At 64.9% G+C, this 14,365-nt stretch carries 14 protein-coding genes; all 14 read left to right on the top strand.

The window, feature by feature from the left end:
• The first annotated feature begins 56 nt into the window (after positions 1–56).
• Positions 57–593: a hypothetical protein gene (locus Q0Y09_RS03700; RefSeq protein WP_297717791.1), complete on the top strand. Its 537-nt coding sequence runs from the start codon at positions 57–59 to the stop codon at positions 591–593.
• A gap of 45 nt (positions 594–638) precedes the next feature.
• Complete coding sequence (locus Q0Y09_RS03695; protein ID WP_297717788.1) at positions 639–1,505, top strand: YicC/YloC family endoribonuclease; 867 nt, start codon at positions 639–641, stop codon at positions 1,503–1,505.
• Between the two features lie 14 nt (positions 1,506–1,519).
• Complete coding sequence (remA, locus tag Q0Y09_RS03690; protein WP_297717785.1) at positions 1,520–1,795, top strand: extracellular matrix/biofilm regulator RemA; 276 nt, start codon at positions 1,520–1,522, stop codon at positions 1,793–1,795.
• On the top strand, positions 1,795–2,406 hold the full coding sequence (gmk, locus tag Q0Y09_RS03685) for a guanylate kinase (RefSeq protein WP_297717782.1): 612 nt from the start codon (positions 1,795–1,797) through the stop codon (positions 2,404–2,406). The genes remA and gmk overlap by 1 nt, the downstream gene beginning before the upstream one ends.
• Positions 2,407–2,482: 76 nt before the next feature.
• Positions 2,483–2,692, top strand: coding sequence for a DNA-directed RNA polymerase subunit omega (rpoZ, locus tag Q0Y09_RS03680; protein WP_297717780.1), 210 nt, complete (start codon positions 2,483–2,485; stop codon positions 2,690–2,692).
• Positions 2,693–2,793: 101 nt separating this feature from the next.
• Entirely contained in the window at positions 2,794–5,274 is a 2,481-nt protein-coding gene (gene priA / locus Q0Y09_RS03675) for a primosomal protein N' (RefSeq protein WP_297717777.1), read from the top strand.
• Between the two features lie 12 nt (positions 5,275–5,286).
• On the top strand, positions 5,287–5,778 hold the full coding sequence (gene def / locus Q0Y09_RS03670) for a peptide deformylase (RefSeq protein ID WP_297717774.1): 492 nt from the start codon (positions 5,287–5,289) through the stop codon (positions 5,776–5,778).
• Positions 5,779–5,780: 2 nt separating this feature from the next.
• Positions 5,781–6,710 carry a methionyl-tRNA formyltransferase gene (gene fmt, locus Q0Y09_RS03665; RefSeq protein WP_297717771.1) on the top strand — a complete coding sequence of 310 codons (930 nt, stop codon included), beginning with the start codon at positions 5,781–5,783 and terminating at the stop codon, positions 6,708–6,710.
• A 24-nt stretch (positions 6,711–6,734) separates the two neighbouring features.
• Positions 6,735–8,072 carry a 16S rRNA (cytosine(967)-C(5))-methyltransferase RsmB gene (gene rsmB, locus Q0Y09_RS03660; RefSeq protein WP_297717768.1) on the top strand — a complete coding sequence of 446 codons (1,338 nt, stop codon included), beginning with the start codon at positions 6,735–6,737 and terminating at the stop codon, positions 8,070–8,072.
• Positions 8,073–8,133: 61 nt separating this feature from the next.
• On the top strand, positions 8,134–9,201 hold the full coding sequence (rlmN, locus tag Q0Y09_RS03655) for a 23S rRNA (adenine(2503)-C(2))-methyltransferase RlmN (protein WP_297717763.1): 1,068 nt from the start codon (positions 8,134–8,136) through the stop codon (positions 9,199–9,201).
• A gap of 6 nt (positions 9,202–9,207) precedes the next feature.
• Positions 9,208–9,936 carry a Stp1/IreP family PP2C-type Ser/Thr phosphatase gene (locus Q0Y09_RS03650; RefSeq protein ID WP_297717760.1) on the top strand — a complete coding sequence of 243 codons (729 nt, stop codon included), beginning with the start codon at positions 9,208–9,210 and terminating at the stop codon, positions 9,934–9,936.
• Positions 9,937–9,955: 19 nt separating this feature from the next.
• Positions 9,956–12,019 carry a Stk1 family PASTA domain-containing Ser/Thr kinase gene (gene pknB, locus Q0Y09_RS03645; RefSeq protein ID WP_297717756.1) on the top strand — a complete coding sequence of 688 codons (2,064 nt, stop codon included), beginning with the start codon at positions 9,956–9,958 and terminating at the stop codon, positions 12,017–12,019.
• Positions 12,016–12,924: a ribosome small subunit-dependent GTPase A gene (rsgA, locus tag Q0Y09_RS03640; RefSeq protein WP_297717753.1), complete on the top strand. Its 909-nt coding sequence runs from the start codon at positions 12,016–12,018 to the stop codon at positions 12,922–12,924. Before pknB ends, rsgA begins: the two co-directional genes overlap by 4 nt.
• 213 nt (positions 12,925–13,137) lie before the next feature.
• A partial coding sequence (locus tag Q0Y09_RS03635; protein ID WP_297717750.1) for a DUF3794 domain-containing protein occupies positions 13,138–14,365 on the top strand: 1,228 nt, incomplete at its 3' end.

Genomic DNA, 14,365 nt, shown 5'->3' with positions numbered 1-14,365 from the left:
CTGCTGTACCACCATGCTGTGCATGAACTGCCTGTGCGGCGGGTGCGGGAACTGACATGAGGGGACGGACGTCTTATGATGGACGGTTGGCCCTTTCCGCCCTCCTGACCGCCCTCTCTCTGGTGATCCTGTGGGGGGCGGCGATGGCGCCCTGGGGGCGGATGGGGCTGGTGGCGCTGGCCGGACTGACTCCCGCCGCCGCCGTGATCTCCGGCGGACCGGCTGCCGGCGGACTGTGCTGGGCAGGCACCGGCATCCTGGCCCTGCTCCTGCTGCCGGACAAGGGCTGCGGGCTGCTCTACCTGCTGTTTTTCGGCCTGTATCCGCTGGTAAAATACGCCGCCGAGCGCCTGAGCCGGCGGCCCCTGGAGCTGCTGGTGAAGCTGGCCTTCTTCAACGCCGCCCTCACCGTCCTCTGGTTTGGCCTGCGTGCTGTTTTCCTGTGGGGACTGCCCCAGGCCGAGGGGCTGGGCTGGCTGCTCTACCCCGTCGGGAACGGGATATTTCTGGCCTATGACTATGGTTTCAGCAGGCTCATCGCTTTTTATATCGCCCGGGTGGACCGGCCGCTGCGCCGGGGCCGGGGCGCTTGATGCTATGTTCTTGAGAGAAAGGGGAGACCCAGTTTGGTCCGCAGTATGACTGGCTATGGCCGGGGAGAGGACGTTCTCCACGGCCGTTCCATCGTGGTGGAGGTCCGGTCGGTGAACAACCGCTACCTGGACTGCTCTGTCAAGATGCCAAGAGCCTATATTTTTGCCGAGGACGCCATAAAGGCCCGGGTGCAGAAGGCCATTTCCCGGGGGAAGGTGGATGTCTTCGTCACGATGGACAGCGCGGGGGCGGATGCCGTCACCGTGAAAGTGAACCATCCGGTGGCCGCCGGCTATGCTTCGGCGCTGAAGGAGCTCCAGGAGACCTATCAGCTTCCCGGCCTGCCCGAGCTGGCCCTGATGGCCCGCTTCCCCGACGTGCTCCAGGTGGAGAAGGCGCCGGAGAACGTGGAGGAGGCCGCAGACGACATCTGTACGGTGCTGGACCGGGCCCTGGCCGACTTTGCCGTGATGCGGGAGCGGGAGGGGGAGCGGCTCTCCGCCGACATCCTCTCCCGGGCCGACACCATCGAGTCCCTCACCAGCCTGGTGGAGGAGCAGAGTCCACGGACGGTGGCGGAGTACCGGACCCGGCTGGAGGCCAAAATGCGGGAGGTCCTCCAGAACCAGCAGCTGGACGAGAGCCGCATCCTCACTGAGGCGGCCATTTTTGCCGACAAGGTCGCGGTGGACGAGGAGACGGTCCGCCTGCGCAGCCACCTCTCCCAGCTCCGGACCATGCTGAGCCAGGGCGGCCCCATCGGGCGAAAGCTGGACTTCCTGATCCAGGAGTTCAACCGGGAGGCCAATACCATCGGCTCCAAGTGCAACGACCTGGAGATCTCCCGCCACGTCATCGACATCAAGGGCGAGATCGAGAAGATCCGGGAGCAGGTCCAGAACATCGAGTGAGAGGAAGCGGCAGCATGAAGCTCATCAATATCGGCTTTGGCAATCTGGTGTCGGCGGAACGGCTCATCGCGGTGGTGAGCCCTGAGTCCGCCCCCATCAAGCGCATGGTGCAGGAGGCCAGGGAGCGGGGTGTGCTCATCGACGCCACCTTTGGCCGCCGCACCCGGGCGGTGCTGGTGATGGACAGCGACCACATCGTGCTCTCGGCCATCCAGCCGGAGAAGGTGGCGGGGCGGCTCTCCGGCGGGGAACCGGCGTCTGATGATGAGGAAGAGGAGGCAGAGGACTGATGGCATTGAAAAAGAAAGCCCATGGCGAGCTCATTGTCCTGTCCGGACCCTCCGGCGTGGGGAAGAGTACGGTGATCGCGGAGCTCCTGGGCCAGCGGCAGGACATCTATTTTTCCGTCTCCTTCACCACCCGGAAGCCCAGGGTGGGTGAGGCGGACGGTGTCAACTATCATTTTGTGGACCGGGCGGAGTTCGAGGGGATGATCGAACGGGGTGAGCTGCTGGAATATGCCGAATATGTGGGCAACTACTACGGCACCTCCATGAAGATCATTCAGGACAAGCTGGCATCCGGCATCGACGTGCTGCTGGACATTGAGGTCCAGGGGGCGGCCAAGGTCCGGGCCAAGTGCCCGGAGGCGGTGCTCATCTTCATCATTCCGCCCTCCTTCGAGGAGCTCTCCCGCCGGCTGCGTGGCCGCAACACCGACAGCGAGGAGGTCATCGCCGGGCGGCTCACGAAGGCCCGGGAGGAATACGCCCAGATCTCCAATTATGACTATCTGGTGGTCAACGACAAGGTGTCGGAGGCCGCAGCTGAGATCATCGCCATCCTGACGGCGGAGGATTGCCGGGCCAGGAACCGCATGCACCTGGTGGAGGGGATCTGATCCCCGTCCACCTTGGTCCGGCTGCTGTGCCGGGCGCTATTTGAAATGGATCATGGATAAAGGAGTTGGAACTGCTATGATGCTCTATCCCGCAATGAAGGACCTGCTTGCCCAGGTACCCAGCCGCTATCAGCTGGTCAACGTGGTGGCCCACCGGGCCCGCCAGATCGCCGCAGCCGCCGAAGACGGCGGTTATCCCCTCAACGATAAGCCTGTGACCATCGCGGTCCGGGAGATCGCCGAGGGAAAGGTGGATCTGAGCCTGCCGGAGGAGCAGCAGGTTTGATCTGCGTGTGGACGCCCCGGGCATGAGTCCGGGCGTGATGGAAGTGCCGGACGGGCGTATGCCCCCGGCGCTTGCCTTTTCTGACGGAAGGGGGGACATCGGTGGAGAAGGCGGTTTTCGCCAAGGTGGCCCTGGCAGCGGCCGCCTACGTCATCGACAGGCCCTACGACTATGAGGTCCCGTCAGAGCTGGAGGGCAGGGTGGAGCCAGGGGTCCGGGTGCTGGCGCCCTTCGGACGGGGCAACAAGCGCACCGAGGGGATCGTGCTGGCCCTGACCGACTGCCGCCCGGAGGGAAAGCGCCTCAAAAAGGTGTGGGCCGTTCTGGACGAGACCCCGGTGCTGGACGGACCTAGCTTGAAGCTGTGCCTGTGGATGCGGGAGCGGTATTTCTGTACGGTCTATGACGCCGCCCGGGCTATGCTGCCGGCGGGGCTGTGGTTTTCCATCCGGGACACTTACCGCATCGCCCCGGGGGTGGACCGGGAGGCGGCCTATGCTGCGGCAGGACGCTCCCGCCGGGCCGGGCAGATCCTGGACCTCCTCTGGGCCAAGGGCGGCTCTGCGGAGCTGGGACAGATCCACGGGGCGCTGGGCGCCGCCGACCCTGGGCCGGCCCTGCGGCTCCTTCTGGACGCCGGGGTCCTCACCCTGGAGACCAGCGCCCAGCGGGGCGTGGGAGATAAACGGGAAAAGGTAGCCGCTCTGGCGGTCCCGGCGGAGGAGGCCATGGCCCAGGTCACGCCCAGGCGGCGGAACGCCCCCCTTCGCTATGCCGTGGTGGAGTTGCTGAGCGCGGTGGGCCGCGCCAGCGTCAAGGAGATCTGCTATTTTACCGGGGCCTCCAGCCCCACCATCAAATCGCTGGTCAAGAGCGGGCTGATCGCGCTGGAGGAACGGGAGGTCTTCCGGGGGGAGACTGCCCAACTGACCGTTGCGACGGCGTCTCCGCCCGTCCTCAACGGGGAACAGGAGGCGGCCTTCCGCACCCTGGACGAGCTGTGCCGCGCGCCGGAGGCCGCCGTGGCCCTTCTCTACGGCGTGACGGGCAGCGGTAAGACTCAGGTCTATCTCCGTCTCATCCGGGCGGCGCTGGACCGGGGCCAGACCGCCATGGTCCTGGTCCCCGAGATCGCCCTTACCCCCCAGCTGCTCCGCATCTTCACCGCCCACTTTGGAAGCGATGTGGCGGTGCTCCACAGCTCCCTCCGGGCGGGGGAGCGCTGCGATGAGTGGAAGCGTCTGCGGGCCGGATTGGCCCGGGTGGCGCTGGGCACCCGCTCCGCTGTCTTTGCACCGCTGGAACACCTGGGGCTCATCATCCTGGACGAGGAGCAGGAGGGGAGCTATAAATCGGAGAACGCCCCCCGCTACCACGCCCGGGAGATCGCAAAATACCGCTGCGCCAAGGAGGGGGGGCTGCTGGTTTTGGGCTCGGCCACCCCGTCGGTGGAGACCATGTACCTGGCCCAGACCGGCGTCTACCATCTGGTGCAGCTCACCAGACGCTACAATGAGCGGGCCCTGCCCGCCGTCTATGTGGCCGACATGAAGGAGGAGCTCCGCGCCGGCAACGGCGGCAGCATCGGCGGTCTGCTCCGCCGGGAGCTGGAGTCCAACCTGGAGCGGGGGGAGCAGTCCATTCTCTTCCTCAACCGCCGGGGGGCCAGCCGTATGGTCTCCTGCGGAGAGTGCGGAGAGGTGCCGGTCTGCCCCCGCTGCTCCGTCCACCTCACCTACCACTCGGCCAATGGCCGCCTCATGTGCCACTACTGCGGCCACTCTGAGCCGCTGCCGGCGGCTTGCCCGGTGTGTGGCGGGAGCCTCAACTTCATCGGCGCCGGGACTCAGAAGGTCCAGAGCGAGCTGGAGGCCCTTTTCCCCGGGGTGGAGGTCCTCCGCATGGACGCCGACACGGTCTCTGCGGCCAACGGACACCAGAAGCTGCTGGACCGCTTCCAGCGGAAAAAGGTGCCCATTTTGGTGGGGACCCAGATGGTGGCCAAGGGCCTTGATTTTGAGAATGTAACGCTGGTGGGGGTGGTGGCCGCCGACCTGGCCCTGTATGTAGACAGCTTTCGGGCCACAGAGCGGACCTTTTCCCTCCTCACCCAGGTGGTAGGCCGGGCGGGACGGGGCGAGAAGGCCGGTCGGGCGGTGATCCAGACCTATACTCCGGACAACGATGTCATTCGCTGCGCCGCTGTCCAGGATTATGATCGGTTTTACGCCCAGGAGGTGGAGCTGCGGCGGCTCATGGACTATCCGCCCTTTCGGGACGTCTTCGTCCTCACCGCCTCCGGCCCCGATGAATCCGCTGTACTGCAAAAATGCCAAAAGCTCCGCCGGAGCCTGGAGGACTGGGTCGCCGGGTGGAGCGATTATGATACGCGGCCACGTCTGCTGGGGCCCGCCCCGGCGGCTGTGGCCAAGGTGAATGACCGCTATCGCTACCGGCTCACCCTGCTGTGCCAAAACACCAGGGAGGTCCGGCAGCTCATCGCCGGACTGCTCCAGGCGGCCGCCGAGGATCGCGCCCTGCGGGGGGTCTCGGTGTTCGCCGATGTGAACCCATATGATTAGGAGGATACGACAATGGCATTGAGAAAGATCCTGACCGACAGCGACCCTGCGCTCCACAAGGTATGCCGCCCCGTCACCAGCTTTGACCAGCGGCTCTGGGACCTGCTGGACGATTTGAAAGAGACCCTGGCCGACGCCGGCGGCGCCGGACTGGCCGCCCCACAGGTGGGCATTCTGCGCCGCTGCGTCATCGTGGTGGACGGCCAGGATCAGATGCTGGAGCTGGTGAACCCGGAGATCATCTGGCGCTCTGAGGAGCTCCAGGACGGCTGGGAGGGCTGCCTCAGCGTCCCCGGCAAATGGGGCGAGGTGGAGCGGCCCATGCGGGTCCGGGTCAGGGCCCAGGACCGGAACGGGGCGTGGTTCGAGGCGGAGGGGGAGGCCATCGTGGCCCGCTGCTTCTGCCATGAGCTGGATCATCTGGAGGGCCACATCTTTAGCGAGCTCACGGATCGGCTCTATACCCAGAAGGAGCTGGACGAGATGTATGAGGAGGAGGACTGACTGTGCGCATCCTCTTCATGGGCACCCCGGATTTTGCCGTGGCCTCTCTGGCGGCCCTCCTGGAACAGGGACATGAGGTGTGCGGCGTCTTCACCCAGCCGGACAAGCCCAAAAACCGTGGAATGAAGCTCCAGGCAAGCCCTGTAAAGGAATTTGCCCTTTCACATGAGATCCCGGTGTTCCAGCCCGTAAAGATGCGGGACGGGGAGGCCATGGGCTATATTTGCGACTTGAAGCCGGAGCTCATCGTGGTGGCGGCCTATGGCCGTATCCTGCCCGACGACATTCTGGACTATCCCGCCTATGGCTGTATCAATGTTCACTCCTCGCTGCTGCCCCGATACCGGGGAGCGGCCCCTATCAACTGGGCCATCCTCAACGGGGACAAGACCACCGGCGTGACCATCATGCACATGGCCGCCGCGCTGGATGCCGGCGACATCATCCTCCAGGAGGAGACCGCTATCGGGCCCGACGAGACGGCCCCCCAGCTCTTTGACCGCCTGGCGGCGCTGGGCGGAAAGCTGCTGGTGGAGGCGGTGGACCAGATCGCCGCCGGCACAGCCACCCGCACGCCCCAGGAGGAGGCCCAGGTCACCTATGCCTCTATGCTGGACCGGTCCCTCTCGCCCATGGACTGGGCCAAGCCGGCCCAGGTCCTCCATGACCAGGTCCGGGGTCTGCTGCCCTGGCCCTGCGCCACGGCAGAATTCGGCGGGGTCCGCTGTAAAGTGTTTGCCACTGCCGTGCTGGATGCCCCAACGGATCTGGGGCCTGGGACAGTTGCCGAGGCCGGGAAAACGGGGATCGTCATGGCCTGCGGAAGCGGCACGCTGCTCCAGGTGAAGGAGCTTCAGCCCGATGGGAAAAAACGGATGGCGGCGGCGGATTTCCTCCGGGGCCATCCGCTGACAGCAGGGGAAACGCTGTAAGAGAGTAGGAGGGGGAGTGATCCTATGGCCGGCAATGCCCGGGAGGTGGCGCTGCTGACCCTGTCCGCCTGTGAGCGGCAGGGCGCTTGGTCGGATCTGTCGTTGAAAAAGAACATCCGCACAGCCGGTTTGGACAGCCGGGATGCCGCGCTGGCCACCCGGCTGTGCTTTGGCGTGCTCCAAAACCGGATGCTGCTGGACTTTTATATCGGAAAATTCTCCACGGTGCGGACGGAGCGGATGGAAAATAAGGTCCTCAATGCCTTGCGGCTGGGGGCCTATCAGATGGCCTTTCTCACCCGGGTGCCGGTGAGCGCCGCCGTCAACGAGTCGGTGGACCTGGTGAAGCGGCACAGCAAAAATCCCCGCAGCCCGGGCCTGGTCAACGGCATCCTCCGCTCCATGGGCAGGAACATAGACCGGCTCCCCACCATCCCGGCGGAGGACCCCGTCTCCTACCTCTCCGTGCGTTACAGCCACCCGGCGTGGCTGGTGGAAGCCTTTTTGGAGCGGCTGGGGCCGGCGGAGACGGAAGAACTTCTGGCCGCGGACAACGGGGAGCCCCCCACGGTGGCCCAGGTCAACCGGCTCTGGGGGGACCTGGAAAAGGCGGCGGCCTCCCTGCGCTCGGAGGGGGCGGAGGCGGAGCCCCACCCCTGGCTCCCTGACTGCCTGACCCTGGTCGGCGGGGGAGACCTGGAGCAGCGCACGGTTTTCCGGGAGGGCGGCATCTACATCCAGGACGCTGGCGCCCGTCTGGCTGTGCTGGCGGCGGGAGCGAAGCCCGGCATGGCGGTGCTGGATGCCTGCGCCGCCCCCGGCGGCAAGTCCTTTGCCGCCGCCATGGAGATGGGCGATGCGGGGAAACTGATCTCCTGTGACATCCACGCCCACAAGAAGACCCTCATCGACGCCGGGGCGAAGCGGCTGGGGCTCACCTGCCTCACCTCTGTGGTCCAGGATGGCAAGGCCCACCGGGCCGAGTGGGAGGGCGCCTTTGATCTGGTCATGGCCGATGTGCCCTGTTCCGGCCTTGGCATCATCCGGAAAAAGCCGGATATCCGCTATAAGGACCCGGCCCCCCTGGCCGGTCTGCCCGCGGTGCAGTCGGCCATTCTGGAAAATGTTTCGACCTATGTAAAGCCTGGGGGCGTGCTGCTGTACTGCACATGCACCTTACAGAAGTGCGAGAACGAAGACGTTGTGACGGCCTTCCTCTCGGCCCATCCAGAGTATGCGCTGGAGGGCTTCGGGCTCCCGGGACCGGTGGGGGAGGTGCTGGGTGGCATGGTCACCCTGTGGCCCCAGCGGCACGGCACGGATGGATTTTTCTTTGCAAAGCTCAGGCGGCGGGGCGGATGAGTGGGATCTGCCCCAGAAATATGGACGGATACCGTCGGCGGGGCCGACGGGGGAGTGTGACATGATCGACATCAAATCCATGACCCAGGCCGAGCTGGGCGTCTGGCTCAAGGAGCAGGGCGAGCCCGGCTTCCGGGCCAAACAGATCTTTACCTGGCTCCACCGGGGGGCGGCCTCCTTTGAAGAGATGACCAACCTCTCCAAGTCCCTGCGGGAGCGGCTGGACGCCCAATGCTTCATCACCCGCCCGGAGGTGGCCCGGAAGCAGGTCTCCGCCCAGGACGGCACCATCAAATACCTCTGGCGTCTTGGGGATGGGAACTGCATCGAAACGGTTTTGATGCGTTACCACCATGGGAATACTGTATGTATCTCCTCCCAGGTGGGCTGCCGGATGGGGTGCGCCTTCTGCGCCTCCACCTTGGGGGGAAAGGTGCGGGACCTGACCCCCGCTGAAATGCTCGATCAGGTCCTCTTTACCCAGCTGGACTCCGGTCAGCCCATCTCCAACATCGTGCTCATGGGCATCGGCGAGCCGCTGGACAACTTTGACACCGTGCTGCGCTTTCTGGAGTTGGTCAACCACCCGGACGGACTCAATATCGGGATGCGGCACATCTCGCTGTCCACCTGCGGCCTGACGGAAAAAATTGACAAACTGGCGGAGCATCGGTTACAATTAACGCTGTCGGTCTCCCTCCATGCCCCGGACAATGAGACCCGGAGCAAGATCATGCCGGTCAATCGGGGTGTCGGAGTGGAGCAGCTCTTTGCCGCCTGCCGGCGGTATTTCGAGACCACAGGGCGACGGATCTCCTATGAGTACGCCATGATCGACGGAGTCAACGACAGCGACGCCCAGGCCGATCTCCTGGCCGGGTACCTCAAGGGAACGCCGGGACATGTGAACCTCATCCCCCTCAACGAGGTGGAGGAGAGCCCCCTGAAGCCCAGCCGCCGGGTGGCGGAGTTCCAGCGCCGCCTGGAACGGCAGGGGGTCACGGTAACGGTGCGGCGGAAGCTGGGGGGCGACATCGACGCCTCCTGCGGCCAGCTCCGGCGAAAGGCCATGGGCGGTGCGGACCGGACAGCGTCCGACGGCAGCCGGCAGGCGAGGGGAAAGGACTGATTCAACATGAACATATGGGGCATCACCGATGTGGGCGTGGTCCGCAAGCAGAACCAGGATGATTACCACATCGAGCTCCTGGCAGAGGATATGGCGCTTGGCATTGTCTGTGACGGCATGGGCGGGGCCAAGGCGGGTAATGTGGCCAGCCGTCTGGCCGTGGATACTTTCCTGGAGACGGCCCGGTCCCAGCCGCCGGAGCAGTGGCGCAACGAGCCGGAGGCGCTCCTCCATTTTGCGGCGGAGCAGGCCAACTCCGCCGTACATTTCCGGGCCAATGTGGATGCGGACTGCCGTGGGATGGGCACCACCATGGTGGCCGCCCTGGTCGTCGGAGAACGGGCGTACATCCTGAACATCGGCGACAGCCGGTGCTATCTGGTACAGCCGGACGGGATCACCAAGGTGACCCGGGATCACTCTGTGGTGGAGGATCTGGTGGTCCGGGGACAGATCACGCCGGAGCAGGCCAGGCAGCATCCCCAGAAGAATCTCATCACCCGGGCCCTGGGCGCGGAATCCAGGCTCCGGGCCGATCTGTTCCGCCAGCCTATGGAGCAGGGCGACGCGCTTCTCCTCTGCTCCGACGGATTGAGCAACATGGTCTCCGATCAGGAACTCCTCTATGAGGTCCTCCACGGCGGCCCTGCGGAGGACTGCTGCCGGCGGCTCCTGGACATTGCGCTGTCCAGGGGGGCGCCGGACAACGTGACCGCAGTTCTGCTTCAGATGTGACAAGGAGGATACCCCCATTATGGATCAATACATAGGGAAATTGCTGGACAACCGATACGAGATCCTGGAGCGGATCGGTACCGGCGGTATGGCAGTGGTGTTCAAGGGGCGGGATCACCGGCTCAACCGGCTGGTGGCGGTAAAGATCCTCAAGGACGATCTGGCCAAGGACGCCGAGTTCCGCCGCCGGTTCCACGACGAGTCCCAGGCCGTGGCCATGCTCTCCCACCCCAATATCATGGCCGTGCATGACGTGAGCCGCTCCGAGCAGGTGGAGTACATCGTCATGGAGCTCATTGACGGCATCACGCTCAAGCAGTTCATGCAGCGGAAGGGGGGCCCCCTGAGCTGGAAGGAAGCCCTGCACTTCATCACCCAAATCATGAAGGCCCTCTCCCACGCCCATGGACGGGGCATCATCCACCGGGACATCAAGCCCCAGAACATCATGGTCCTCCGGGACGGCAGCATCAAGGTCACCGATTTCGGCATCGCCCGGCTGACCTCCGCCGCCCAGAACACCCTGACCCAGGAGGCGCTGGGGTCTGTCCACTACATCTCCCCGGAGCAGGCCAGGGGAAGCCGGATCGACGGCCGCAGCGACATTTACTCCGCCGGTGTGGTGCTCTACGAGATGCTCACCGGCCGCCTGCCCTTTGAGGGGGACTCCCCGGTGTCGGTGGCCATCCAGCACATCAACTCCATCCCGCTGCCGCCCCGGGAGCTCAATCCCGACATTCCGGAGGCTCTGGAGGCCATCACCATGAAGGCCATGGCGCCCAGGGTGGAGAACCGCTACCGCAATGCCGACGATATGCTCAACGATCTGGAGGAGTTCCGCAAGGACCCCAGTATCGACCTGGAGTACGATCCGGCCAAGCTCTTCGCCACGGCGGATGTGGCCGACGAGCCCACCCAGGTCATCGACACCGGGAGCCGCCGCCGGGGCGACACGGGCGCCATGCGCCGCCGGGAGCCGCTCCATGAGGAGCACCGCTCCGCCGAGCGCCCCAGGAAACAGCAGAAGGCCACGATGTCGGTACCGCTGGCGGTGGCCTCCATTCTGATCTTTATCGCCGGGATCGGCGTTCTCCTGTGGGTGGTCTTTTTCAGTGACAGCTTCCGTTCTGAGGACCACTATACCGTCCCCAATCTCTACGGTATGACGATAGAACAGGCCATGGCCGACCCGAAGGTCCAGGGGATCTTTGAGATCGTGGAGGGCAGCTCGATCTCCAGCAGTCTGGAGCCGGGTAAGATCGTCTCCCAGGACCCCGCGGCCAAGGAGCAGGTCACCGGGGAGGGTCTCACCATCACAGTAACTGTCAGCGCCGGGGAGGAGCCCGTCTACATGCCGGACCTGGCGAACAAGGACTACCGGGAGGCAAAGCAGGCCCTTCTCGAGCTGGGCATCTCCAATGCCAATATTACCATGACCCCCGAGCACTCTGAGGTCACAAAGGATCTTGTCACCCGGACCGTTCCCCTGGCGGACAGCGCCCTCCAGCCGGATACCATGATCGAGATCTTTGTCAGCCAGGGCCCCGAGGTGGCCCAGCGGACCATGCTCACCGTGGAGACGATGCCCCTCGACCAGGCCAAAGCCCTCCTGGAGGGGGAGACCGGCCTGGGCCTGGTGGTGAACGTCGTCTATATCGACAGCGACAAGCCCAAGGACACCGTGCTCCTGCAGAGCGTCCCCGCCGGGACCTCGGTGGATGAGGGGACCACCGTCACCCTCCAGGTGAGCAACGGCTCCGGCGCCACGGGGGAGGGACCTGTTCCCGAGAGTCCGCCGCCGGAGAGCCCGTCCCCCAGTCCGTCCCCCTCGCCCAGCGTGGACCCGGACATCAAAACAGTGAGCTATTCTGTGGAACTGCCCGACGGCGACCCGGACCAGATCGTCACGGTGCGGGTGGGCGGCTCGGGCTACGACCAGAGCAGGCAGGTGCCGCTGATGGTCCAGAGCGTCGTGTTTCCCATCACCGGCAAGGGCAAGCAGAAGTTTGACATCTATTTTGACGGCACGAAGGACCACAGCGTGGAGATCGACTTTGACACCGGGGAAGTGAAGCCGGGATGAGTCAGGGAACGGGCTTGATCCGCAAGGCCCTCAGCGGTTTCTATTATGTAGACGACGGCAGCGGGGCGCTGACCGCCTGCCGGGCCCGGGGCAAATTCCGCCACCAGAGGATCACCCCTCTGGTGGGGGACCGGGTGAAGTTTACCCCCCTTCCCGACGGAGCCGGAGCGTTGGATGAGATCCTGCCCCGGACAAATGAGTTCCAGCGCCCCGCCGTGGCCAACATCGACCAGCTGGTCATCATCGCCTCCGGCGCCATCCCGGTCACCGACCCTTTCCTTATCGACCGGGTGGCCGCCATCGCCGACAGCAAGGCCGGCTGCGACTGCGTTATCTGTATCAACAAATGGGACCTGGCCCAGGCAGAGGAGCTCTATGAGACCTATACCGCCGCCGGCTTCCGGACGCTCCGGGTGAGCGCCGAGACGGGAGAGGGCATCGAAGAACTTAGAGCTGCAATCTCTGGAAAGGTATCTGCCTTCACGGGGAATTCCGGCGTGGGCAAGTCCAGCATCTTAAACGCTCTCTCACCCGGCATCCGGCTCCAGGTGGGGGAGGTCAGTGAAAAGCTGGGCCGTGGCCGCCATACCACCCGGCATGTGGAGCTCTACCGGCTGGGGCCGGACGCCGTGGTGGCGGATACCCCCGGCTTTTCCTCCTTTGACACCGAGCGCATGGAGCTGCTGCGGCGGGAGGAGCTGGAGCGGGCCTTTCGGGAGTTTCGGCCCTACCTGGGCGAGTGCCGGTTCGTGGGGTGCTCACATGTAAAGGAAAAGGGCTGTGCAGTACTTGCAGCCCTAGAGGAAGGAAAGATCATGCCCAGCCGTCACGCCAGCTATGTCCGACTCTGGGAGCAGGTCAAGGACCTGCGGGAGTGGGAGCTGGAGAAGCGGGGAAAGGGCTGAGACACACATCGCGTCTCCTTCTGCGTATACTGGTAACAGCGGTGCCAGTCTGCGTGGAAGGAGGCGTTTTTTTATGAAGATCGTTGTTGTCCGGTCACCCAAGTGCCTGCGCGGCATGCTGAAAGCCCTCTTTGGCCTGCACTGAAAAAATGGCATAGCCCCGGGACCTTGTACATATGCTCCGAGTAGAAACGCTGCAAGGAGAGGAACGCTATGGAGCTGGAACTGAATACCACCCAACTCAACTGCTACGATACGGCATTGGATACCACGCTTTTTCAGGAGGAGACCCTGGAGAGCATCGTCCCGGACGCCTGCCCGGATATTTTGCGCATCGTGGACACGGAGGCGGCGGTCTGTCTGGGAACAAAGGAGGCCCAGGAGGGCAGAGCGGAGGTGACCGGGACGGCCAAATGCGCCGTTCTCTATGAGGCGGAGGCCGGCGGGGGGGTGCGGCGGATCACCGTCAGCATCCCCTTCACCTGTGCCGCTGAGGGGGCGGGGCTGAGCCGGCAGTGTCGGCTGACCGCAGAGCCACGGGTGATGTGGGCCGACGCCCGGAGCCTCAACCCCAGGAAGGTGCTGGTCCGGGTGGGACTGGCGGTGGCTGTCCAGGCGTTTACGCCCCAGACCGCCAGCTTCTGCGATGGCGTGAATGGAGAGGAGCAACATGGCATCCAGACCCTGGAGGAGCCCCAGACCGCATGCTTCATCATCGCCGTGGAAGAAAAATCCTTTACATTTTCGGATGACCTGAGCCTGTCGGCGGCCAGGCCGCCGGCGGCGGAGCTGCTGAAAAGCCGGGTGGAGCTGGTGTGCGGAGAATCCAAGCTCATCGGCAACAAGCTCATTTTCAAAGGGGAGGCCGGACTGCGGCTGCTGTACCGGGAGCCGGGCGGCGGGCTGTGCAGCGCCGATTTCACCCTGCCCTTCTCCCAGATCATGGAGGTGAGCGGCGCGGGAGAGGAGGCCGACTGCACCCTCTCGGTGGTGCTCACCGGGGTGGACTGCACCCTGGATGGCGACGAGGGGAGGACCCTGTCGGTGTCCCTGGGGATGCTGGCCCAGTCCGTGGTGCGGGAGGAGCGGCAGATCACGCTCCTGGCCGATATTTACAGCACATCCTACGACCTTACGGTGCAGCGGCGGAGCTACGCCCTGGCCCGGCTGCTGGAGCACGGGGAGCGGCGGATCACCGCCCGGGAGCTGCTGGAGACGCCCTCGCCGGTGCGGGAGGTGTGCGACGTCCACCTCCATGTGGGGCTGGTGGAGGCGGAGCGGGATGGCGACCAGAGCCGCCTGAGGGCGGAGCTGTCGGCCACGGTGGTCTATCTCTCCGAGGACGGGGCGCTGGAGTCGGTCACCCGCACCCTTCCTGCGGCCTGTCCGGTGGAGCTGCCCGCCGGCGCGGTCTGCGCCTGCCGCTGCGTCTGCTCCGGAG

This window comes from Intestinimonas sp. (assembly GCF_026169115.1).
Taxonomy (GTDB): Bacteria; Bacillota; Clostridia; order Oscillospirales; family Oscillospiraceae; genus Intestinimonas.
This window is presented reverse-complemented; position numbering and strand designations above follow the sequence as displayed.

Bases quoted from the DNA above. Each gene is read 5' to 3' on its own strand.
- Q0Y09_RS03700 (WP_297717791.1), top strand. From the start codon at position 57: ATGAGGGGACGGACGTCTTATGATGGACGGTTGGCCCTTTCCGCCCTC.
- Q0Y09_RS03695 (WP_297717788.1), top strand. From the start codon at position 639: ATGACTGGCTATGGCCGGGGAGAGGACGTTCTCCACGGCCGTTCCATC.
- remA (WP_297717785.1), top strand. From the start codon at position 1,520: ATGAAGCTCATCAATATCGGCTTTGGCAATCTGGTGTCGGCGGAACGG.
- gmk (WP_297717782.1), top strand. From the start codon at position 1,795: ATGGCATTGAAAAAGAAAGCCCATGGCGAGCTCATTGTCCTGTCCGGA.
- rpoZ (WP_297717780.1), top strand. From the start codon at position 2,483: ATGATGCTCTATCCCGCAATGAAGGACCTGCTTGCCCAGGTACCCAGC.
- def (WP_297717774.1), top strand. From the start codon at position 5,287: ATGGCATTGAGAAAGATCCTGACCGACAGCGACCCTGCGCTCCACAAG.
- rsmB (WP_297717768.1), top strand. From the start codon at position 6,735: ATGGCCGGCAATGCCCGGGAGGTGGCGCTGCTGACCCTGTCCGCCTGT.
- rlmN (WP_297717763.1), top strand. From the start codon at position 8,134: ATGATCGACATCAAATCCATGACCCAGGCCGAGCTGGGCGTCTGGCTC.
- Q0Y09_RS03650 (WP_297717760.1), top strand. From the start codon at position 9,208: ATGAACATATGGGGCATCACCGATGTGGGCGTGGTCCGCAAGCAGAAC.
- pknB (WP_297717756.1), top strand. From the start codon at position 9,956: ATGGATCAATACATAGGGAAATTGCTGGACAACCGATACGAGATCCTG.
- rsgA (WP_297717753.1), top strand. From the start codon at position 12,016: ATGAGTCAGGGAACGGGCTTGATCCGCAAGGCCCTCAGCGGTTTCTAT.